Source organism: Vibrio sp. JZG120 (genome assembly GCF_053890955.1).
The window spans coordinates 59,793-82,053 of the sequence record NZ_JBSRRK010000008.1; the positions used below are offsets into that span (position 1 = coordinate 59,793).

The 22,261-nt window shown below is 44.9% G+C and carries 24 protein-coding genes; 17 read left to right on the forward strand and 7 right to left on the reverse strand.

The window, feature by feature from the left end:
• Positions 1 to 91 precede the first annotated feature (91 nt).
• Positions 92 to 2,716 carry a bifunctional uridylyltransferase/uridylyl-removing protein GlnD gene (gene glnD / locus ACWPOD_RS16495; RefSeq protein ID WP_446572364.1) on the forward strand — a complete coding sequence of 875 codons (2,625 nt, stop codon included), beginning with the start codon at positions 92 to 94 and terminating at the stop codon, positions 2,714 to 2,716.
• A gap of 142 nt (positions 2,717 to 2,858) precedes the next feature.
• The gene (locus ACWPOD_RS16500) at positions 2,859 to 3,242 is read left to right on the forward strand and encodes a DUF3461 family protein (protein ID WP_005380322.1); all 384 of its coding nucleotides are present in this window, start codon (positions 2,859 to 2,861) and stop codon (positions 3,240 to 3,242) included.
• Between the two features lie 91 nt (positions 3,243 to 3,333).
• Here the strand turns inward: ACWPOD_RS16500 and truC are convergent, their stop codons facing one another.
• Positions 3,334 to 4,104 (reverse strand): tRNA pseudouridine(65) synthase TruC, encoded by a 771-nt coding sequence (gene truC / locus ACWPOD_RS16505; RefSeq protein ID WP_237284067.1) that lies wholly within the window; start codon positions 4,102 to 4,104, stop codon positions 3,334 to 3,336.
• A 4-nt stretch (positions 4,105 to 4,108) separates the two neighbouring features.
• Positions 4,109 to 4,423, reverse strand: a complete 315-nt coding sequence (locus tag ACWPOD_RS16510; protein WP_104972039.1) for a YqcC family protein — start codon at positions 4,421 to 4,423, stop codon at positions 4,109 to 4,111.
• A 76-nt stretch (positions 4,424 to 4,499) separates the two neighbouring features.
• Here ACWPOD_RS16510 and ACWPOD_RS16515 point away from each other — a divergent pair, with 76 nt between their 5' ends.
• Positions 4,500 to 5,537: a DUF3549 family protein gene (locus ACWPOD_RS16515; RefSeq protein WP_258628741.1), complete on the forward strand. Its 1,038-nt coding sequence runs from the start codon at positions 4,500 to 4,502 to the stop codon at positions 5,535 to 5,537.
• A gap of 13 nt (positions 5,538 to 5,550) precedes the next feature.
• The gene (locus tag ACWPOD_RS16520; RefSeq protein ID WP_012841498.1) at positions 5,551 to 5,850 is read left to right on the forward strand and encodes a DUF3301 domain-containing protein; all 300 of its coding nucleotides are present in this window, start codon (positions 5,551 to 5,553) and stop codon (positions 5,848 to 5,850) included.
• On the opposite strand, the gene ACWPOD_RS16525 is transcribed toward ACWPOD_RS16520, so the two are convergent.
• On the reverse strand, positions 5,810 to 6,295 hold the full coding sequence (locus tag ACWPOD_RS16525) for a GNAT family N-acetyltransferase (RefSeq protein ID WP_080936742.1): 486 nt from the start codon (positions 6,293 to 6,295) through the stop codon (positions 5,810 to 5,812). The genes ACWPOD_RS16520 and ACWPOD_RS16525 overlap by 41 nt on opposite strands.
• A 933-nt stretch (positions 6,296 to 7,228) precedes the next feature.
• On the opposite strand from ACWPOD_RS16525, the gene ACWPOD_RS16530 reads away from it, so the two are divergent.
• From ACWPOD_RS16530 to ACWPOD_RS16565, 8 genes are all read left to right on the forward strand, one after another.
• The gene (locus tag ACWPOD_RS16530; protein WP_047008886.1) at positions 7,229 to 7,522 is read left to right on the forward strand and encodes a hypothetical protein; all 294 of its coding nucleotides are present in this window, start codon (positions 7,229 to 7,231) and stop codon (positions 7,520 to 7,522) included.
• Positions 7,519 to 7,968, forward strand: coding sequence for a YaiI/YqxD family protein (locus ACWPOD_RS16535; protein WP_005380310.1), 450 nt, complete (start codon positions 7,519 to 7,521; stop codon positions 7,966 to 7,968). The genes ACWPOD_RS16530 and ACWPOD_RS16535 overlap by 4 nt, the downstream gene beginning before the upstream one ends.
• Before the next feature lie 194 nt (positions 7,969 to 8,162).
• Positions 8,163 to 9,152, forward strand: a complete 990-nt coding sequence (locus ACWPOD_RS16540) for a ketoacyl-ACP synthase III (RefSeq protein ID WP_456232065.1) — start codon at positions 8,163 to 8,165, stop codon at positions 9,150 to 9,152.
• A complete protein-coding gene (locus tag ACWPOD_RS16545) occupies positions 9,149 to 10,135 on the forward strand; it encodes an NAD-dependent epimerase/dehydratase family protein (protein WP_456232066.1) in 987 nt (328 codons plus the stop codon). The genes ACWPOD_RS16540 and ACWPOD_RS16545 overlap by 4 nt, the downstream gene beginning before the upstream one ends.
• The gene (locus ACWPOD_RS16550) at positions 10,104 to 10,967 is read left to right on the forward strand and encodes an MBL fold metallo-hydrolase (RefSeq protein ID WP_456232067.1); all 864 of its coding nucleotides are present in this window, start codon (positions 10,104 to 10,106) and stop codon (positions 10,965 to 10,967) included. Before ACWPOD_RS16545 ends, ACWPOD_RS16550 begins: the two co-directional genes overlap by 32 nt.
• Positions 10,955 to 12,223, forward strand: a complete 1,269-nt coding sequence (locus tag ACWPOD_RS16555) for a F390 synthetase-related protein (RefSeq protein WP_456232068.1) — start codon at positions 10,955 to 10,957, stop codon at positions 12,221 to 12,223. Before ACWPOD_RS16550 ends, ACWPOD_RS16555 begins: the two co-directional genes overlap by 13 nt.
• Complete coding sequence (locus ACWPOD_RS16560; protein ID WP_182019942.1) at positions 12,211 to 13,323, forward strand: ATP-grasp domain-containing protein; 1,113 nt, start codon at positions 12,211 to 12,213, stop codon at positions 13,321 to 13,323. Before ACWPOD_RS16555 ends, ACWPOD_RS16560 begins: the two co-directional genes overlap by 13 nt.
• Positions 13,320 to 14,393 carry a hypothetical protein gene (locus ACWPOD_RS16565; RefSeq protein ID WP_456232069.1) on the forward strand — a complete coding sequence of 358 codons (1,074 nt, stop codon included), beginning with the start codon at positions 13,320 to 13,322 and terminating at the stop codon, positions 14,391 to 14,393. Before ACWPOD_RS16560 ends, ACWPOD_RS16565 begins: the two co-directional genes overlap by 4 nt.
• 106 nt (positions 14,394 to 14,499) lie before the next feature.
• Here ACWPOD_RS16565 and ACWPOD_RS16570 read toward each other — a convergent pair whose 3' ends face one another.
• The 3 genes from ACWPOD_RS16570 to ACWPOD_RS16580 form a co-directional block, all read right to left on the reverse strand.
• Positions 14,500 to 16,086 carry an AbgT family transporter gene (locus tag ACWPOD_RS16570; RefSeq protein WP_006742541.1) on the reverse strand — a complete coding sequence of 529 codons (1,587 nt, stop codon included), beginning with the start codon at positions 16,084 to 16,086 and terminating at the stop codon, positions 14,500 to 14,502.
• Between the two features lie 230 nt (positions 16,087 to 16,316).
• Entirely contained in the window at positions 16,317 to 16,442 is a 126-nt protein-coding gene (gene ykgO, locus ACWPOD_RS16575) for a type B 50S ribosomal protein L36 (protein WP_005593337.1), read from the reverse strand.
• Between the two features lie 3 nt (positions 16,443 to 16,445).
• Positions 16,446 to 16,706: a type B 50S ribosomal protein L31 gene (locus ACWPOD_RS16580; RefSeq protein WP_139060421.1), complete on the reverse strand. Its 261-nt coding sequence runs from the start codon at positions 16,704 to 16,706 to the stop codon at positions 16,446 to 16,448.
• Positions 16,707 to 16,829: 123 nt separating this feature from the next.
• On the opposite strand from ACWPOD_RS16580, the gene tsaA reads away from it, so the two are divergent.
• The 5 genes from tsaA to ACWPOD_RS16605 all read left to right on the forward strand — a co-directional run bounded on the left by tsaA (position 16,830) and on the right by ACWPOD_RS16605 (position 20,706).
• Positions 16,830 to 17,525 carry a tRNA (N6-threonylcarbamoyladenosine(37)-N6)-methyltransferase TrmO gene (tsaA, locus tag ACWPOD_RS16585; protein ID WP_109169598.1) on the forward strand — a complete coding sequence of 232 codons (696 nt, stop codon included), beginning with the start codon at positions 16,830 to 16,832 and terminating at the stop codon, positions 17,523 to 17,525.
• A 111-nt stretch (positions 17,526 to 17,636) separates the two neighbouring features.
• Positions 17,637 to 19,352 carry a proline--tRNA ligase gene (locus ACWPOD_RS16590; RefSeq protein ID WP_046874977.1) on the forward strand — a complete coding sequence of 572 codons (1,716 nt, stop codon included), beginning with the start codon at positions 17,637 to 17,639 and terminating at the stop codon, positions 19,350 to 19,352.
• A gap of 176 nt (positions 19,353 to 19,528) precedes the next feature.
• Positions 19,529 to 20,197 carry a tellurite resistance TerB family protein gene (locus ACWPOD_RS16595; RefSeq protein WP_164666282.1) on the forward strand — a complete coding sequence of 223 codons (669 nt, stop codon included), beginning with the start codon at positions 19,529 to 19,531 and terminating at the stop codon, positions 20,195 to 20,197.
• A gap of 111 nt (positions 20,198 to 20,308) precedes the next feature.
• Positions 20,309 to 20,515 carry a YaeP family protein gene (locus ACWPOD_RS16600; RefSeq protein WP_005391765.1) on the forward strand — a complete coding sequence of 69 codons (207 nt, stop codon included), beginning with the start codon at positions 20,309 to 20,311 and terminating at the stop codon, positions 20,513 to 20,515.
• The gene (locus tag ACWPOD_RS16605; protein WP_012841490.1) at positions 20,515 to 20,706 is read left to right on the forward strand and encodes a DUF4250 domain-containing protein; all 192 of its coding nucleotides are present in this window, start codon (positions 20,515 to 20,517) and stop codon (positions 20,704 to 20,706) included. Before ACWPOD_RS16600 ends, ACWPOD_RS16605 begins: the two co-directional genes overlap by 1 nt.
• Positions 20,707 to 20,811: 105 nt before the next feature.
• On the opposite strand, the gene ACWPOD_RS16610 is transcribed toward ACWPOD_RS16605, so the two are convergent.
• On the reverse strand, positions 20,812 to 22,176 hold the full coding sequence (locus tag ACWPOD_RS16610) for a sodium-dependent transporter (protein ID WP_167426302.1): 1,365 nt from the start codon (positions 22,174 to 22,176) through the stop codon (positions 20,812 to 20,814).
• Positions 22,177 to 22,261: the final 85 nt, after the last annotated feature.

A 22,261-nucleotide genomic window follows, 5' to 3' on the forward strand; every position in this document is an offset into this window, starting at 1 on the left:
TGTTTACTATATCCCTGCTTCGGCGGGGATATTTTTTATCTGCCACAAATTTGTTAGATTGTAATTAGATTAGCTTGCACGGATGGCAAATATGACACTTCAGTCCCCTCTTACCTTTTCCGATGAACAAATCAATATCGGAGAACTCAAACAAGAGTTAGAGAAATTTAGCTCCGATCAAAACCAAGAGTTTCTCAATCATCATCCGGTAACAAGCTTGGTTTTAGCCAGAGCAGAATACATGGATCTGCTTCTGAATCGTTTGTGGCAACATTTTGGCTTCAAAGATATTTACAACATTTCCCTAGTTGCCGTGGGTGGCTATGGGCGTGGCGAGCTGCATCCGCTCTCCGATATCGATATTTTGATTCTGTCGAACAATAAGCTGCCGACCGCGCTAGAAGCAAAAATCAGCGAATTCATTACGCTGTTGTGGGATTTAAAACTCGAGGTCGGACACGCAGTTCGCACCGTTAACGAATGTGCGGAAATTGGTAAAGCCGATCTGACCGTCGCGACAAATCTTCAAGAAGCGCGTCTACTGTGTGGCAGCGAGGATACCTTTCAGGCACTGAAGAAAGTTGTATTATCAGACTCCTTTTGGCCAAGTGAAACGTTTTATCGCGCTAAAATTCAAGAGCAGCGCGAACGCCATGCCCGTTACCACGATACGACCTACAACTTAGAACCAGACATTAAGTCGACCCCTGGCGGGCTGCGCGATATTCATACATTAAGCTGGGTCGCACGACGTCACTTTGGTGCCACGTCATTGCTGGAAATGAGCCGATACGGATTTTTAACTGACGCAGAATACCGAGAATTGGTTGAATGTCAGGACTTCCTTTGGCGAGTGCGTTTCGCTCTGCACATGGAGCTTCGCCGCTATGACAACCGCTTGACCTTTGCTCATCAAGCACAAGTTGCGGAAAATCTAGGCTACGTCGGAGAAGGCAACCGAGGCGTAGAAATGATGATGAAAGAGTTCTACCGCACGCTTCGTCGTGTGGCAGAGCTCAATAAAATGCTACTCAAACTCTTTGACCAAGCGATCATTAATGGTGGGGCGACAGAAAGTGCCGAGATTCTCGATACGGACTTTCAACGTCGCGGTTCTTTAATTGAAGCGCGGAAACCCGCATTGTTCCAAGCTCGCCCAGAAACTATTCTGGATATGTTCTTACATATTGCTAACGACTCAACTATTGAAGGGGTGAGCCCACCAACGCTGCGTCAACTGCGCACCGCTCGCCGTCGGCTCAACAAGTTTTTGCACACCATTCCTGCTGCGCGTGAAAAGTTCATGGCGTTATGTCGTCACCCTAATGCTCTGCACAAAGCATTCAGCCTCATGCACCGATTAGGGGTTATGGCGGCCTATTTACCGCAATGGAGTCAGATTGTTGGTCAAATGCAATTTGACTTATTCCATGCCTACACAGTTGATGAACACAGTATTCGCTTACTTAAACACATCAACACTTTTAGTGACCCAGAAAATCATGCGAAGCACCCTATTTGCTGTGACGTCTACCCACGGATGCAAAAGAAAGAGCTGCTGATTATTGCCGCTATTTTCCACGATATCGGGAAAGGTCGTGGCGGCGATCACTCAATTATCGGTGAAGGAGAAGCGTACGACTTCTGCATTGAGCATGGTTTATCGAAGCCCGAAGCGAAACTTGTCGCTTGGTTGGTAAGACATCATCTATTAATGTCTGTCACCGCACAGCGCCGAGACATTTATGATCCCGATGTCATTACCGAATTTGCCAAAAAAGTCAGAGACGAAGAATCTCTCGATTATCTTGTATGCCTGACAGTTGCAGATATTTGTGCAACCAACCCAGAACTTTGGAATGCTTGGAAACGAACTTTACTTGCGGAGCTGTATTACTCCACGCAACGTGCTTTACGCAGAGGGCTAGAGAATCCTGTCGATGTGCGTGAGCGAATTCGCCACAATCAACAAATGGCCTCTGCAATGCTGCGCAAAGAGGGGTTTGCCGCGCGCGAAATTGAAGTATTGTGGCAGCGCTTTAAAGCTGACTATTTCCTTCGTCATACCCATACGCAAATCGCGTGGCACTGCGAACACTTACTTCGCATGGAAGATCCGACTAAGCCTTTAGTCTTGATCAGTAAAAAAGCCACTCGTGGCGGCACTGAGGTATTTGTATATACGAAAGACCAGCCAGCTTTATTTGCGACGGTCGTGGCGGAGTTAGATAGGCGTAATTTTAATGTACACGACGCGCAAATCATGACCAGCAAAGATGGGCACGTGATTGATACCTTTATGGTTCTCGATCAACATGGCGAAGCGATTGATGAGTCTCGTCACGCCGCGGTGATTAAACACCTCACCCATGTACTGGAGGCTGGCCGACCAACCAAGATTAAAACGCGCCGTACTCCGAACAAACTTCAGCACTTTAATGTGAAAACCAAAGTCGACTTCTTACCAACCAAAGGTAAAAAACACACTTTAATGGAGTTTGTCGCGCTAGACACACCAGGGCTGTTGGCCAAAGTAGGCCGTACGTTTGCTGATTTAAATATCAACCTTCATGGTGCAAAAATCACCACCATTGGTGAGCGAGCAGAAGACTTGTTTATTTTAACCAGTGATGCAGGGGGAAGATTAAGTGAAGAACAACAGGATGAGCTAAGAGAGAGATTGATCGAAAAGTTATCTGATGAGGTCGCTGCTTAGATCAAACCTGCCAATCTTTTCGGTTCAGGGCGAGAGCGATCTTGCCCACAAGTTAAGCATTTTGGCTAAATATCAGCTATCTAGCTCATACATAGGCTGCTACAGTTATATCAATATCAATTCGATGTAATAGAGGTAGCCTATGTATCCCCACCTCACTGGTTTGGGTATTCACGACCCTAAGCAGATTGAACGTTATTCCCTACGCCAAGAAGCACACAAAGACGTGCTCAAGATCTATTTCCACAAGCAAAAAGGCGAGCTGTTCGCCAAAAGCGTTAAATTCAAATACCCGCGCCAAATCAAAAATGTTCTTGTGGACAGTGGCAGTCACAAATATAAAGAAGTAACGGAAATCAACCGTAACCTCACATTGGTCATTGATGAACTGAATAAAATCACTAAGCCAACGAAACAACCTGAGGTTGATGTCAAAGAGAAAATTCTTTCAGACCTTCGTCATTTAGAAAAAGTCGTTTCGAGCAAGATCGCAGAGATCGAAGCGGATCTCGAAAAACTAAAGTAAAACGTTAAGTCTTAAATATTAAAAAAGGGTTAGCATTGATGCTAACCCTTTTTATTTGTACTCAATCATTATCTAGATCTAACTAATCCCATTATCGGTTGATCATTGATTCATCCCACTCAAAACGAGTAAACAATTGCAGCCAAGTCTCATCAATATTGGCAGTCATGACAACCTCTTGATCGGTAAATGGGTGGACAAACCGTAACTCTGAAGCGTGCAGTAGCAAGCGATGAGAATCAAACTCTGTGCGATAAAGCTTGTTGTGCTTGCCGTCTCCGTGCGTTGTATCACCCACAATAGGATGGCGTAGATGCGCCATATGACGACGAAGTTGGTGCTTACGCCCCGTTTTAGGTTTCATCTCAACTAAGCAATAACGCGTTGTAGGAAATTTACCCGTCGAATAGGGAACTTCCACTTTAGCCAACGGTTTATATTCCGTCACCGCTTCTTGCGCTTCTTTTTCTTGTGAAGCGAACTTATCTGCAATCTTGTCTAACTCGACTTTGAGTGCGTAATCCAAGACGCCCTCTTCCTCAATCCAACCGCGTACTATCGCGTGGTACGTCTTTTCCATTTTATGTTCAGCAAACATCGGCATGACTTGTGACGCGACTTCACTCGACAACGCAAACACGAGCACACCCGATGTTGGACGGTCCAGACGATGCAGTGGGAAAACATGCTGACCAATTTGATCGCGCAAAGTTTGCATGACAAATTGAGTTTCATGCTTATCTAACCAACTGCGGTGCACCAGCATGCCAGCAGGCTTGTTAACCGCAACAAAATATTCATCCTGATAAACGATCTCCAGTTCCACTGGTTCTGAAGATCGCGCTATTTCTTGTTCTAACATTTGGTTACTTACATAGTTCATCAATGGTTCGGATTGTAACAAGCAGCTCTGCGAACTGCGGTTCCTGCTTCCACGCTTCTGAAAAATAGGGCTCGAGAGAAAACTCTCTTGGCAATGGTTGGTTGTTTTCCACTAGCACATGCATTCTGTCTATAAAGATCCACTGCAACCACTCATGAGGATGCAGTGTATCAATCGCAAATGGCTCCACACTTTGTAAGGCTTGCTCTGAAGGCCTAGTGTGTTGCCACAACTTATGTTCTTTAAGCTGCGCTTCAAGTTGGTGAAGTAAGTCGACCAATTGAGTATTTGTTACCATTAATTCTATCTCGAACCTTGAATTAGCCGAGAATGATACCATTTCTTGTGAAAAGAACGTTAGGACGTCGTATTTAATGGAAAACATTCAAACCCTCACTCAACTGTTGAACAACAGCCGCTGTGATTATCAAATCTTCGATCTTGGTCGTCGTATCAAAACCATCGCTAAGAAAGAGTTTGCCGATGTAGAAAAAGGTCAAGCACCGTACCCATTCCCAATGCAGCGTAGAGCACACCTTGCCATCGCTTATTGGAATGAACAAAAGCAACCTTGGATTTGGTTTCTAAAGTTTGAATTGGACGAGCGCGGTTTGTTAAAGCAAGCGGATATCGGTAATTTCATTAAATACGTAGTGGAAGCTATGGGAACACGCCTCAATGATGATATCTCTGAAGAGCAACAGCAAAAGCTGTCTAATAACCCATACACTTTCAAACCTTCCGAAGATAAAATGGCCGTGTTTCATAGCCAGGTCCGCGCGAACCTCGATCTTCCTACCAGCCAATATTACGAGCACACTCAACATTACTTTTCAGGCGGTTTAGGCTGGGACAATTGGCAAACCGTAGGTCTGCAAGGGATCACCGACATGGCCGCTCGTTTGGACAAAGAGCAAAACGGGGTAATGATACGCAAAGCGTTGAACCACCTACCGAATGAGCCACTTTATGCTCTGTTGGGTGCGCTTGAGCATGTAGAGTTACAAGAGCGTTTAGCAGAACGTATCGCGGAAAAAGCACAACAAGAAATCGCAAGTAGCGAGCCTGATCTCTTCCTACTTTCAGCGCTTATCCGAGCTTTGGCTGGCGCACCAACAGCCATTGCCTCTCCAGTGTTAGAAGCGATATTACAAAGCCCTCGTTTAAGCCATCAGGAAGTACTGATTGGCGTGGCTGGCCGAGCTTGGCACTTACTAGCCAATGAAAAGGTAGCAGAACAGTTTTTGCTGCGTTTAGCTCAAACCGGTAATCAAGCCCTATTTAATCAGTTATTTGCCGATTTAGTGATGCTACCAGAGTTAAGAATGGTGCTATTGCCCTTGCTACATTCAAATCCATCCGAAGAACTAGCAAACGCGCTAGTAAGCTTACAACAAGCAACAAAGGGATAATAAAGGTTCAGGGATGATTGGTGATCTTTTAGCAATTTTAGGGCTATGCTTTTTCTGTTATCTGTTTTGGCAACAACGTCGTCAAGCCGAACTCGCAAAAGTGGCAATCACGCGTAAATGTGAGCAATTGGATCTCCAATTAATCAGCATCGCCTTTGGTGCCCACAAACTAAAAACGCCAGACGGAGTCTGGCGTTGGCATACGGTGTATCAATTTGAGTTTTCATCGCTTGGTGACGATTGCTACCAAGGGGAGTTAACCATGGTCGGTTTCAGGCCGCAGAACTTTCACCTACCACCGCATCGCTTGTAAATTCCATTTCAAAGTAAGGGCCATATAGATCCTTACTTTCTTTTGTTTCAACAAATCCCAGTTTTTTCAGCACCGCCATAGAAGCTTGATGGTTGCTATTCACGTTAGCTTTAACCTTATGTAGCCCCAGCTCACGGCACGCCTTGGGGAAAAATGCTTTTAGAGCTTCTGTCGCTAACCCTTTACCCCAATAAGATTTATCAAAAATAAACCCTAACTCAGGCTCGGAATCGAGATGGGAAATGAACACGTGCCCCATATAGTCACGACTGGTGCTTTCTAGCACCGCCATACTATAAATATTTTCATCATCCAGTATTTTCTCAAACATCTGTTTGGCAGACGCGACAGTATACGGACCGTTCATTTCAGCACGGTTTTTCGCACAGCAATTCAGCATGACGAACTCTAGTTGCAACGACTCATTGTAGGGTAGAAGAAGCATTCTTCTGGTTACTATGGCCACATCTGTTCCTTGATTACAACAAACTTTATTTATCCGCAGATCGCAAACTGATGAGCTTGAATATGCTCAATAACTGCGGGGCATAACACCTTGTAGAGAAGCCGAAAGTTAAACCAACTGATTGGAAAGGATATTGATCTGGATTGTTTTTTATTAAGTGTTATTAGGAATTTATAAATTTTGTGATATTGATATACCCAAGTCACCTCGAGGTGCTTAATTCAACGAGAACGACTAGGTATCTTTTTATATAAGAAAGACCCCGACACATAAGTATCGGGGTCATGGTCTTACTCGCAGCAGTCCGGCTACTAAAAGTGCTCCATGCATCATCCATAATAGTGGCTGATTCCGTCAGCTTATTCCTTACGTCGCCGTCCTAGCGGTGTCCTTATCATCCTGATAGCTAACATTCCCCGTTAGCACACATCACTTGTTCCTTGAGCGGTGTCCCTTGCATCTTCCTGACGCTGTCCATAACCTCTATCCTAGAGGGGTCCATTGTCTATCCTTAGTCATCAACATCCTATTGATGATAGTGTCCTTACAATGTCCTACGCTCCATGCTTGATTAATCATCCTGACCAACCAAATCATCTTCCTGACGATAACCAAATCCTTGGTGCTTTCCTGTTCCATGTCTGCTTCCTGCTGACAACTCTCAATTTACGCCTTTCCTAAAAATTGACAATCTATCCTAGATAAATATTTATACACCACATTGGTTAAATAGTTGTTAAATCATTATTTATCAATAAGTTGATGATTGTAATTTCTATTTTTCCGCTCACGAAATCGTTTTCTCTCACAACCCATGTAAGAGATCTCTCACACCACACATTCCAAATTGCTATTCGCCAAATTAGGGGACTCAACGTATGATGATAGATATATCGTTGTTAAGGATTAAAAATGTTAACTCAAGACGTTACTAAAGAATTAGAAGCGGTAATGGAACAACTGCAACAACAAGGAAAAGAGCCAACCGTAGCGTTAGTGAAAGCACGCTTGAAAACGCCCGTCCCAATGCCTGCATTAATCACCGCAATAAAAAGTTGGAAAAGTGCTCAGCGTGTTCCCAAGGTTGAAGTCGCAGCGCAAGCGCATACCGATAATGATCGTCTTGCAGCGCTAGAAAGCACGGTGAAAAAACTAGTCGCTCGCATTGAAGAGCTAGAAGCCAAGCTAAGTGGGAAGTCATCATGAAGTTATGGGTAGATGCAGATGCGTGTCCGAAAGTCATCCGCGAAACCATTGTGCGTGCCGCCGAACGCACGGGGATTGAATGTACGTTTGTCGCCAACCACGTTGTCCCGGTGCCCAAAAGAGACAACATCCACTCGCTGCAAGTTCCAGCTGGATTTGACATCGCTGACAACGAAATCGTCAAGCGTGTGGAGGCCAACGATTTGGTGATCACATCAGACATTCCGCTTGCAGATGAGGTCATCTCTAAAGGTGCTCAAGCCCTCAGTTCACGTGGCGAGCTTTATACAAAAGATACTATCAAAGCTCGTCTAAATATCCGCGACTTCATGGAAACCATGCGCTCAAGCGGAATTCAGACAGGTGGACCCGCTGCGCTTTCCCAAACCGATCGCCGCGAATTTGCGAACCATTTAGATCGTATTTTGGCTAAATTTAAGAAGTAATACTCACTCTATTCATATTGAGCCAGCAAATCAAAGCCTGGCTCATTACTGAAAATTCATTTTCAATATTGCACCCAAAGCGTGCTCTTACTCCCATTTGTTTTGTTCTGTTTATTTTTCATCTCGCTCGCCATAGCTTCAATATGCAACGTGGTTTATTTTGAACGACGTTTTTAATAAATGTATAGAGAATAATGGGCTTTAACATCGTTTCCAGTGGAAGCTACCTGCCAACGAATCAATGGTCAGATCGAGAGATGGATCGCTTCCTAAAATTGGCGCCTGGGACCTGCCGAAATAAATTCGACGTTGAATATCGTCATGTAGCCAATACAAAAGAGACCGCTATTTACATGGCGGTGCAGGCGATAGAGCAGTGTTTAGGAAACATATATACCTTGGGCTCCATTGATCTCCTTATCTACGCTAGCGGCACTCACCACCAGTCTCTGCCCTACGACGCTTCAGCGGTTCTCGCCGCGTTAGACGCTCCAACATGGCTAGAAAGCTTTGATTTGAACAGCACCTGTTTATCATTTCTTTCTGCGCTTGACCTTGCTCAGAGTCTATTCTTAGCAAAACGGTACCGTCGGATTCTCATTGTCACCAGCGAACTCGCTACTGGCATCACACTGAATCGAAATTTTACGCTCAAACCAGAAGTTGCAACCCTATTCGCAGACGGTGCCGCCGCATTTTTGCTCGAAGAACACAACGGTGATGGATTACTCACCAGTCACTTTGAAACGCATCATACCGGGTATTCATTTTGTCAAATTAAGGGCGGAGGTAGTCATGTCAACCCTCACACCTCAGAGCATCAAGCCTATTTAAAAAGCTGCCAGTTTGAGATGGAGGGCAAAGCACTCTTTAAACATGTGCGTAAAACCTTACCGGCGTTTCTAAAAAAAGGCTTTGACGCCTCTCCGGTAACACTCAGCGATATTGGTTATTTTCTTCCGCATCAAGCCAGTGCGCACGGATTAAAAAAACTGCCATCACTCACCGGGTTACCAACCGAGAAAACAGTTAATCACTTTTCGACTTTGGGAAACCAAGTCGCCGCCTCACTCCCAATTAACTTACACTGGCTGCGTAATCAGCCAGAAACAGCAGGAAAACATGTGTTATTAGCTGGCACCGCCGCAGGGTTGTCACTAGGTATGGGAGTGCTAAAACTATGAAGATATTAGTCACTGGCGGCAGTGGGATGTTGGGTAGCGCAATTCTAAGAATGTTTCACCAGCAGCATGAACTGCATTTTACAGCACGAAACACAGTCATCGCTAAACAACTCGCCGAGCAATTCGATGTTATCCCACATATAGTCGATTTAAGAGACCACTCAGCAGTTCATGCGGTATGCCAAGGTATGGATGCAATCATCCATTGTGCCGCTCTCTCAAGCCCATGGGGCAAGTGGGAAGCGTTTTATCAAGCCAATGTAGATGCCACCAAAAACCTCGTCAATGCGGCTAATTCGCATCAAATATCGTGTTTTATTCATATTTCCTCCACCAGCGTCTATTTTGACCACCAAGACCGTTGGAATATTAGAGAAACCGACGCCATTGCTTCACACTGGTGTAATGATTACGCACACACCAAATACCTATCTGAACTTGAAGCCGTAAAAGGCCAAAGCAAAGCGATCATTTTAAGACCGCGTGGCATTTTTGGTCCCAACGATCGCGCGATTATCCCAAGAGTGCTTAAGGCGATAAAAAACAACACTCTGCTTCTGCCATCGGGTAGAAACCCAGTGGTTGATCTAACTTATGTCGACAACGTTGCCCATGCGGCGATGCTCGCTTGCACTCAGGCAGACCGGCTTCAGCATGGTGATGTCTTCAATATTTCCAACAACGAACCAATGCCAATTGAGACTGTTCTACAAGCTTTATGTGTGGGGTTGAACCTAAAAGTAACGTTACAATCATTACCATACGGTGTGGTATCACCATTATTAAAGCTCAGTGAGCAAATACGAAGGCGCTTACCACATCAGCCAGAGCCAAGGCTCACTTCATACAGCGCAGGATTGTTTAACTATCATCAAACTCTGGATATCAGCAAGGCGATAAAAAACCTGAATTACCAACCGCTTTTTTCAATTCAAGAAGGAATACAGCAGTATGCAAACTGGTCTAAAAATAAAAATCTTTGAGGCTGGACACTGCGTACACCCAGGCTTTGTTGTCAAACCAGGCTCTGGTATAAAGCCTAGAGCATTTCCTGCAGCCGTTGCGTTAATTCAGCATCCGACACAAGGCAACATCCTGTTTGATACGGGATATCACGAGCACTTTTTTAGCGCGACTCGTCCCTTCCCTGAACGTTTTTATGCTTGGACAACACCTTGCCGCTATCAACAAGAACATGGGATTGTTGCGCAGTTAGCAAAAGAAAATCTCAAACCTCATGATATTGAGCATTTAGTGCTCTCCCACTTTCACGCTGATCACATTGCCGCCGTGTCTGAGTTTTCTCACTCTCAATTGCATTGCCAACAAAAAGGGGTAGATGCGATTACTAAAAGTGGTCGAATTGGAGGCGTAAGAAAAGGCTACCTAAAAGCTCTGCTCCCTCCACAACTAGAATCTAACTTCATCATTCATGGTGATTTTTCTGTGCCAATCAGTCAAATTCTTCCTCAGTGCCAAGGGGTTAACTTGCTCTGTAAAGACATGTTCGACGATGGACTTATTTATATGGTTAGCTTGCCAGGCCATGCAGCTGGCCAAGTGGGCTTGCTGGTTAAAAGAGACCAAGGTTGGCTATTCTTACTCGCCGATGCATGCTGGTTAATCGAGAGCTTGAGTGAAAATATCGATCAGCATTGGCTGGCGAACATGCTTTGCGATGACACAAAGGCCTATAAAAACACCCTCTCCGAATTGAGAAGTTGCTACCAACAAACCCACCACTTTGTTCGCTTCGTGCCTTCACATTGTCAGGAAACTATCCAGCAGCTAATCAAAGAAGGATGGATGAAGTGAGAACGCTTATCTCAGAATTCTGGCGAACCCGCTACCGCCCCTTCGGCTCAAGGGAACAAATCGAAACGTGGCAACAACAACACTTAACGCAACACTTGGATTGGGTATGCCGTCATTCACCGTATTACCGCTCTTTTCAAGGTGCACCACTCAATGATTTCCCTATCATGAATAAGCAAACCATGATGGAGAACCTTTCAGAGTTAAATACGAAGGGCTTAGATGCTGAACAGTTAATGCAGCAGGCACTCAAAGCAGAGCAGTCACGCAACTTTGCCGCTTCGAAAGTTGGCGATGTTACGGTTGGGCTTTCTTCGGGCACATCAGGCATGCGCGGGTTGTTTCTTGCTGACAAGCAGGAAACACAACTGTGGGCCGGCAATATATTGGCTCGCCTTTTGCCCAACCTATGGCAAAAGCACCGAATTGCACTAGCCTTGCGAGCCAACAGCCCACTGTATAAATCCGTCGCGAAAGGGCCTGTCACATTCTTTTATGCCGATTTAACCAAACCTTACCAAGAGTGGATAAAAGAGCTGGATAAGTTCCAACCCACGCTTTTGGTTGGTAGTGCGCAAGCTCTTCAGCTCTGCGCCCAGTTCAGCGGTCAATTTGGTCAACCCGCAATTCAACCACAACGGATCATTTCTGGGGCAGAGGTTCTAACCGAGAGTGACCGTCACTATATTTCTCAACGGTTCGACAGCGAACTCCATGAAGTCTACCAATGTACTGAAGGTTTTCTTGCATGTACTGATCAGCATGGACAAATGCGCTGGAATCAAGATGTTGTTTATATCGAAAAACACTGGCTGAATACCGAACGTACTCACTACAGCCCAATCATCTCCGATTTTCGTCGTAAAACTCAGCCAATTATTCGTTATCAGCTCGACGATATTATTGAGAATAAACAGGATAATGGCGTATTTGAACCTCTTGGGGCGATTGCCGGACGATGTGGTGATCGCCTCACGCTAAACGCAAACCACACCCCAGTGACGGTGTTACCAGATCTCATCTACCGCGCTATAACACTATCTGCCCAAGGTCGCGTGGATTACCGAATCACCCAAACAGGGTCACAAACCATTCAAATTGAAGCGGATGTTCACCACCATAGGGTTATACATCAAGCCTTGATAAAGTTGTTTGACCAATTACGGCTTGATCCTGTCAGATTTAGTTACCGCCCTGCGCCTATTTGGACGCCAATGAATAAACAACGACGTGTGGTGAACATATGCGGGTCTTAATCACCGGAGCCCGAGCACCAGTTGCACTAGAGTGGGCAACCATGTGTATGCATCATGGACATGAAGTAATTCTCACCGATTCGCTAAAAAAGCCTATGGGATCATTTTTGCGAGGCATCGAGTCTTATATACCCACCGCTTCACCTCGATTTGCGTTTCCCACCTACCAACAGCAGATCCTAAAAATCATTACTCAGATGCGTATTGATATGGTGATACCCACTTGTGAAGAAGTGTATTACTTGGCTCATGTTGCCAAGCAATGCACAGAAGTAGATTTTTTTCTGCCCAATGTGGGACTACTCAATGCCCTACACAACAAGTTGACCGTCTTTGAACAGCTTCAAGGCTTACCAGAAATTACACTTCCAAAAACTCGTTTGGTCGCTGATAAAAGTGAGGTTGAAACTAATGAAAGAACCGTTCTAAAACCAGTTTACTCTCGGTTTGGCGGGCAAGTAATAAGAGATGTGACAACTCAGTCTATTTCTGCCGTCACGATATCGCCACTTTATCCTTGGGTTCAGCAACAAAAAATCCATGGGACTCCGGTGTGTAACTATGCGATTTTTGAACATGGTGACCTTAAAGCACACCAAGCTTATGTGCCGAAATACTGTGTAAACGGATCGGCCGCCAGTGCTTTTCAGCCGCTCTCATGCGAACGACTAGATACATTTATCGCAGCTTTTGGTAAACGTCATACTTATCATGGGCAAGTGTCGTTTGACTTCATCCAATCACAAAATGATCTCTACGTGATTGAGTGTAACCCAAGAGCCACCAGTGGTTTGCACCTACTCTCGTCTCGATGCAATCAACTGCTTCCTAATATGGAGTTTACCAGTCCTTCCAAACAGCGATTGCATCATTTAGGGCCAATAACACTCATCGCTGAAGGTGGGTTATCCCTGTTCAAGGCTCGAACTTGGCAAGATTGGTGGTCTGGAGTGAATGTTATGCAACAGCATAACTTACCGGTCGGGAGCCAAATCCGGAGTGTGTTTGAATTACTCCGGTTAGCTAGGCAGAACAAGGCAAAATGGAGCGCCGCTTCTACCGTTGATATTGAGTGGAATGGAGAAGCGTTGCGATCATGACACTTTCCTCTCAAGAATGGCATCAAACCTTTATCACTCTTATGCAGTCGAATCCTATTGATGAATGCACAGCAAGCTTTGGTTGCTACTATATCGATGATGTTGCCATTCCCTACTCCGTAACACCAAAAATACCAAACAACTGTTATGCCGTGTCCCCTATGACACTGCTTAGTGGCTACGCCGAAGAAGAGCTTCACAAAGTCAAAAATGTGGCTGTTCGATGGGTATGTAAGCTACTTATTAATATGACTAAACCAATCTTATCATTGGCTGGATTGGATCAAGTCCAAACGCTCAACAATCAGTGCTTGTCCACCAATATGTATAGCGAACAATGGGAATCCTTAAACCTTGATGAGCTGCGCCGCGTGGCACTCGATCAATACCCCACCTTTCCCTTGGTGCTTCGCTCCCTCAACCAACTTCAGTACTCACACTTAATTCAGCGATTAGAACAGCAACAATGGCAAAGCTTGGTAACACGACAAGTGTATTTACTTGAGGATTGGCAAGCATTCAGCTTCAACCGAGATTTAACAAAAGACTTCAAGCTGTTTAATGATAAAGATTGGCAGTTTAAGCCTCTGGCTACTGATGAAGAGTTTCAGTGCGCCAAAGTGTTATATGACATGCTTTACCTTGATAAATACAGCCGGAATAACATCCAGTTTTCAACCCAATATTTAAAACAGGCTAGCCAGAATAACTTAGTGCATTTAGTGGGACTCTTTTATCAAGGAGAGATGCTGGCTACGTTAGGCATAGTAGAAATTGATAACGACATGACTTGCCCAATTTTTGGCTACGATACCAATAAGCCGCAGAGTTTTGCGCTGTATAGAAGAATATCTGCTTATACCATCCGCCATGCAATGATATGCCAGCGTCGCTTTAATATGAGCTCAGGGGCTCCAGCTTTTAAACGCAACCGAAAAGCCCAGCCAGAAATTGAATTTAGCTATGTTTATATTGCGCACTTACCTTGGTACAAACGCGTAATTTGGAAAAGCTTGTGCTGGCTCACTCAGCACTTTTATCGCCCTTTGTTGATGCGTTTTCAGCTATAAACCGACATCTATAATCAGGTAAGCCTGCGTACACAGTCTCAATCGATAAAAAAGCCTGCGACGTTCGCAGGCTTTTTATAATGGAGCTGTGTGAGGTAACCGTTTTTTACGGTGTGTAGTATGTTGCTGCGCCAGGGCCTACTGGTAAACCAAATACGAATACCCATAGGTAGAACAGCACACTCCAACCTACAATGAAGCAGATTGAGTAGGGTAGCATGGTCGCGATCAGCGTACCGATACCTAAGTTCTTCATGTAACGAGTCGCTACAGCAAGAATCAAACCAAAGTAGCTCATCATTGGAGTAATGATGTTTGTCGTCGAGTCACCAATTCGGTAAGCAGCCTGAATCGTTTCCGGTGCATAACCAACAAGCATCAACATAGGAACAAAAATCGGTGCCGTCACTGCCCACTGTGCCGATGCCGAACCAATCATTAGGTTGATAAAGCCACACATGAGGATGAAGGCAAAGAACAACATCGGGCCAGTTAAACCAATTTCTTGCAGGAAGCTTGCACCAGCAACCGCAAATACCTGACCGAAGTTAGTCCATTTAAAGAAAGCAACGAACTGAGCAGCAAAGAAAACCAATACAATGTACATGCCCATAGAAGACATAGATTTCGCCATTGCATCAATCACATCGCGATCCGTCTTCATCGTGCCAACAACTTTACCAAACACAAAGCCTGGGATAGCAAAGAACACAAAGATGAATGCCACGATACTTTTCAGGAATGGAGAACCTGCAATTGTACCTGCATCAGAACGTAGAATGCCGTCTGCTGGAACAACCGTCCAAGCAAGCAACGCGGAAACAACCAGTACAGCAACACCTGCTAGTTTTAGACCTTTCTTCTCAATGTCTGTTAAGCCGCCCATTTTGTCGTTCGACAAATCTTCTGAGGCTTCTTCTTCACTGTATTTGCCAAGCTTTGGCTCAACAATTTTTTCAGTAACAAACGCACCAGTGATTGCAATGAAGAACGTCGAAACAAACATGAAGTACCAGTTAACTTCTGGACCAACAGTGTAAGTTGGGTCAATCATTTGCGCTGCTGTTTCAGTAATACCTGACAGTAGCGGGTCAACCGTACCGATAAGTAGGTTTGCTGAATAACCACCAGATACACCAGCGAATGCCGCAGCGAGGCCTGCAAGTGGGTGACGACCTAGAGAATGGAACAGCATTGCTGCCAGTGGAATAAGTACCACATACCCCAGCTCTGATGCCGTATTTGAAATGATACCAGCGAAAACAACAGTCACTGTTACCATGCGTTGAGATGCGCCCATGACCAAGCCACGCATAGCTGCAGATAGCAAACCAGAGTACTCAGCAATAGCAACACCCAACATCGCAACCAAAACCGTGCCTAAAGGTGCAAAGCCAACAAAGTTTTTCACTAAGTTAGTAACGATAAGTTCGAGTCCATCAGCGTTAAGTAAGCTGACGACATGAATCATGCCATCTGCGGCACGACCTTTTGCGCCCTCAGGACGAGGGTCTACAACGGAAACTTCGAAGTATCCTGCAATGCCCGACATCACCAGAATGGCTAAACAGAAAATGGCAAATAGTGTGATCGGGTGAGGTAATAAGTTCCCCAAATATTCGACAGTATCCAAAAAGCGCGTAAACAGCGGCTTCTTAGGCGAGTTTTGTTTAATTGAATCAGATGAACTCATCTGTTCCCTCCTTGTTTTTATTCCTGTGCAAATGTGACAAAAATGTCAAAAAAGCGAGCGAAGGGTACTTGAGTAGAAGGTTAAAGAAAAGCCCTAAATGTTACAAACTGTGACCATTAGAGAGTTTTATAACCAATAATAAACAAAAACGTAGATATTTCATCCATGTAAAACAGTTAAGTCAAAATTATCAATTAAACAAAACCATAAGCCAGAAATATGCAGAACGATTACTTCTGCACTGCTTTAAACCTCGGATTCGCCTTACAAATGACATATAGACGCCCTCTTCGTTTTACGATCTGGCAATCCGGATGACGACTTTTTGCACTTTTTAATGATTTCAATACTTTCATGATTTATTCCTTTTCGCTCTTAAATTGACCAAAACGACGGTTGAAGTTCGCAATACGACCTTCTGTTTGAACCACTCGCTGTTTACCGGTGTAGTACGGATGGGATGCTGACGACACATCTAACGTAAAGTAAGGGTAGGTTTTGCCATCTTTCCATTCGATGGTTCTCTCTGTTTTCAACGTAGAACCAACAACGAAGTATTCATCTACGCTGGTGTCGTGGAACACCACTGGACGATATTCAGGGTGGATTCCTGATTTCATAATACTTTTCCTCTTAATTAAAGTGTTATGTTATAACATTTTAATTAATAATCATTATCAACAAGAAAAGCAAGAGAAATTTGTGATACTTTTCATCTCAATGAATTCTTAAAGATGTCCACCATGTATTCCATTGAACCCATCGGCGTCATTGAGACACCGTACAAAGAAAAGTTTGCAGTACCGCGCCAGCCTCGCTTAGTACCAACAGCGAAAGCACGCGTAAAACTGTTAGGCGCAGCGAATAGCCCTGAAGCAGTGCGTGGGCTAGAACAGTTCTCTCACGTTTGGCTGTTATTTTTGTTTGATCAAAATCTGGAAGCAGGTTGGAAGCCAACCGTCCGTCCGCCACGACTAGGCGGCAATGAACGAATAGGTGTCTTTGCCTCACGCTCGACTTTCCGCCCAAACGGAATCGGAATGTCAGCCGTTGAAGTGAAAGGAGTCACTAAGCAAGGCGATCAAATCTATCTTGATTTAGGCAGCGTTGATCTCGTGGATGGCACACCGATTGTGGACATTAAGCCCTATATACCCTATTCAGATTCTATTCCAGAAGCACAAGGCGGATACGCAGACCAAGAACCAGAAAAGTCACAAGTCAACTTTTCTGCTCAAGCATTAGCAACGATAGAAAATCGATCCGATACTGACTATGTAAGATCAGTCATTGAACAAGTTCTGGCCCAAGATCCTCGTCCTGCATACAAGAAAAACAAGCCGGACGATAAAGAATATGCGGTAAATTTGTTCGACTTGAACGTAAAGTTCACAGCAACAAGCAACTTAATAACGGTTACCGCTATTGAAAGCTTTTGACAAACGCAATTGGCTGATATTATAGACGGCTAATAAATTTCCCTTTCGGGAACTCCTATACTCCAGCTTGTTCAAGCTTGAGTATCTAACTTAAATAAACGGATAAATTTAATGCGTACCAGTAATTATCTTCTTTCTACTCTGAAGGAGACTCCAAACGACGCAGAAGTAGTGAGCCACCAGCTCATGCTACGTGCAGGTATGATCCGTAAGCTGGCTTCAGGTCTATACACCTGGCTACCTACTGGTCTACGTGTACTGCGTAAAGTCGAAAACATCGTTCGTCAAGAAATCGACAATGCAGGCGCAGTCGAAACTTTGATGCCCGTTGTTCAGCCGTTTGAACTATGGGAAGAGACAGGCCGCAGCGAAAAGATGGGTCCTGAGCTACTTCGCTTTACTGACCGTCATGTTCGTCCGTTTGTACTTAGCCCAACCGCTGAAGAAGTGATCACTAGCCTTGTTCGCAATGAAGTGAGCTCTTACAAACAGCTTCCGCTAAACCTGTACCAAATCCAAACCAAATTCCGTGACGAACGTCGTCCACGCTTCGGTGTAATGCGTTCACGTGAATTCTCAATGATGGATGCGTACAGCTTTGACATTGATAAAGACGGCCTACAAAAGTCATACGACGCAATGCACGATGCTTACTGCAAAGCATTCGATCGCATGGGTCTGGATTACCGTCCTGTACTAGCAGATAGCGGTGCTATCGGTGGTAGCGGCTCTCAAGAGTTCCACGTACTGGCTGAAAGTGGCGAAGACATCATCGCATTCTCTACCGAGTCAGATTACGCGGCAAACATCGAAAAAGCAGAAGCACTAGCTCCAGCCTCTGAAGCAGCTGCACCAACGCAAGAAATGACGTTGGTAGATACGCCAAACGCAAAAACAATCGCTGAATTGGTTGAACAGTTCGAGCTGCCAATTGAAAAAACAGTGAAAACTTTGTTTGTTAAAGCGTCTGACGAAGTTGATGCACCAATCATCGCGCTTATCATTCGTGGCGATCATGAGCTGAACGAAGTGAAAGCAGAGAACCTTCCTCAGGTTGCAGCTCCACTAGAGATGGCATCTGAAGAAGAAATTCGTGAGCTTATCGGTGCTGGTCCTGGTTCACTAGGCCCTGTTGGCCTTAAACTTCCGTTCATTGTTGACCGCAGCGTTGCGGTAATGAGCGACTTCGGTGCGGGCGCGAACATCGATGGCAAACACTACTTCGGCATTAACTGGGGTCGTGACGCAGAGCTTGGTCAAGTTGAAGACCTACGCAACGTGGTTGAAGGCGATCCAAGCCCATGTGGTAAAGGCACTATCCAGCTTAAGCGTGGTATCGAAGTTGGCCATATCTTCCAACTTGGCAACGCTTACTCCGCAGCGATGAACTGTGGTGTACTTGGTCCTGATGGTAAGAACGTCATCCTAGAAATGGGCTGTTACGGCATCGGTATCACTCGCGTCGTAGCGGCTGCTATTGAGCAAAACCATGACAAATACGGCATCATCTGGCCAGATGCAATCGCACCATTCCAGGTTGCGATCGTTCCAATGAACATGCACAAGTCAGAAGAAGTAAAAGAAGCCGCTGAGAAGTTGTACGCGGAGCTAACGGCAATGGGCATCGAAGTACTATTTGATGATCGTAAAGAACGCCCAGGTGTAATGTTCTCTGATATGGAGCTTATTGGTGTACCGCATACCATTATTATCGGTGACCGCTCGATGAAAGAAGGCAACTTCGAATACAAGAACCGTGCTACTGGTGAGAAAACGCCAGTCGCAATGACTGATATTATCGAGCACGTAAAAGCTCAACTAAAGTAAGCGCTCGACGAGTTCGCATTTGAAGTAATTTCAAATAATTAGAAAGGGTTGGCTTCGGTCAGCCCTTTTTTATTACTGGGCAACCTTACTACTCCCCTTTAGATCTATTCACTTTGTTAATCTTTGGTTCAGCTTCTTGCTATTAAACTGATTTCATCATCTAAAGGAGGTCAGTTATGGATTTAAAAAGTCTTCTAAACCAAGCACTCAAATCAGACTTACTCAAGCAAGGGGCTGATGCGTTAGGTAAACAAACTAACAACATCAAATCCTCATCAAACTCAAGTAGCCTGAAAACGCTAGGAGCAGGTGCCGTTGGCGGAGGCCTTATCGGTATGCTGATGGGCTCGAAGAAAAGTAAAAAAATGACCAAGAAAATAGGCTCGGGCGCATTAAAAGTCGGTGGCGCTGCTGCGCTTGGAGCATTAGCCTACAAAGTTTATAACGACTGGCAAGCCAAACAGTCCGGTCAAGGTGTTCATGAGACCTTTGACCCCGATGACAGCAAACACAGTGTACTAATTTTAAAAGCAATGATTGGAGCCGCAAAAGCCGATGGCCATGTCGATGAAGAGGAAATGGCCCGCATCGAGCAAGCCCTCGCGGATATGGGCGCAGATGAGCACGTACGTCAACTCGTTCAGCAAGAACTAAACAAACCGCTCGATCCTGCTGAAATTGCTAATCAGGCGACCTCTCCTCAACAAGCGTCAGAAATTTATCTCGCGTCTTTGATTGTTGCTGATGAGCAAAACTTCATGGAAAAAGCGTATTTGCAAGAACTGGCAAAACAGCTTCAGCTTTCACCAGAAGTCACTCAGCAGTTAGAAGTACAAGTGCAGTGATTAAATCTCGCTCAAGTAACTCCTCAACTTGAGCCAAAACAACTCTGCACTTTGAGTTTCAAATCTGCTGTGTGTATATTGAGATAAGTTATCATTTAGTGGAAAGAAAACATGCAAGTATACGGCTGTTGTGAACTGGTTCGTGAGCTTTATGCTCAAATTGGTAGTGGCGATCAAGCTTACATTCCTCAGGCAATTTCATGTGCTGTTAAAGCGCTGAACGATGTTGCGGCGGATGAGTCTCTGCCTAAAGAAGTGCGTGAAAAAGCGGCATTTGCTGCGGCAAACCTACTGATTTCAGATTTTGAGGATAAGTAATGAATCTAGCGAACTTTGAATCCATGGATCCTGTCATGCTCATGAGCATTGTAAATATGAAGCTACGCGACGACTTCGGTGGTGACTTAGATAAACTGGTAGCTTTCTTCGATATCGATCGCACAGCACTAGAAGCAAAACTGGCTTCTGCTGGTTTTGACTTTCTTCCAGAAGCAGGTCAATTCCGTTAACCCGCAGCAATCACCGCGGGTAACTGAAACGGGGAATAACCAACATGAAAAAGGGCTTGATGATCACTCATCAAGCCCTTCTCTTTTGTCCAATAGACGTTTCGATTAGCCAAATGAAGCCCAGATGACCGTAGCCACAAGAATTGGACATACAAACTTCACATACGCTGGCCATAACTTACCAAACCAACCTTGCGTAAACTCCGGGCAACCTTGCTCAAGCTCTTTGATTTTTGAGTTGCGATTCCATACCCAACCACCAAATAAGCAGAATAAGAGCGCAGCGGTTGGTTGTAGATACTGAGTAGCAACCGTCGCGACCATACCAAATAGAGCACCAAAGTTATAAACAATCACCACACTGAACAAGGCAATGATACCACCTAAAACCCAGCTCGTTGCGCTACGCTTGGTGTTGAAACGCTCACTCACTAACGCCACTGGACACTCTAACATTGAAATGGAAGACGTTAGCGCCGCAATCGTCAGCAATAAAAAGAACACAATAGAGAACAATTGACCAAGCAAACCTAAGCTATCAAACATCAATGGCAATACGGTAAATACCAACGTATCAGAGCTTAATAGAGAGCCATCTTCAGCATAGATTTGAACGCCTTTTTGCATCGCAACAAACATCGCTGGCATCACCACTAACCCTGCAATGAAAGCAACAGCAGTATCTACCATGGTCACGTTCATCGCCATCTTTGGTAGGTTCTCTTTCTTACTCAAGTAAGAGCCATAAATCAGCATTGAACAGCCACCGATCGTAAGCGAGAAGAAGCCCTGCCCCATTGCAGCAAGAATCAACTTGCGGTCCCATACCTTTTCGAAATCCGGTACCAAGTAATGCTTTAGCCCTTCCATCGCACCGTTTTGCGTCATGATGTAAGCAAACAGTAGAGCAAACAAAACAAACAATGCTGGCATCAAACGTGTGGACCACTTCTCAATACCTTGTTTTACGCCACCTTGTACGATGAGAATCGTTAGCACATAAAAAGTAATGGTTCCGAACAAGTTACGTTCAACGCTAAAGCCCTTTAGCCATTGAGTTGCGGCTTCTAACCCCATTAGATCTGTGATTGCACCCAGTAAAAAGCAGATCAACCAACCACCGACAATAGAGTAAAACGCTAAAACAGCGCTTGGTACGCTTAAACCAATCCAGCCCACAATACCGCCGAGCTTTTTACCTACCGGATGATTGGTAAGCGAACGCATACTATCCACCGGGTTGGCTTGACCATGACGACCAATCGCCATTTCAACCACCAGCATAGGAAATGCGACGATAAGAATCATCACCAAATAAACCAACAGGAAAGCACCGCCGCCATTACTGGCAGCTTGGGTTGGAAAGCCCCAAATATTGCCAAGGCCAACTGCGGCACCTGCGGCTGCTAAGATGAATCCGAGACGAGAGCCAAAATGCTCACGAGGCTGAGAAGAGGTTTGCTGTGTCATACTACTCACACAAAATATCATTGAACTAGCTAACTAGTACACTATAGCAATATTCACTATTCAACAAGAGCACTCCGGTTAAATA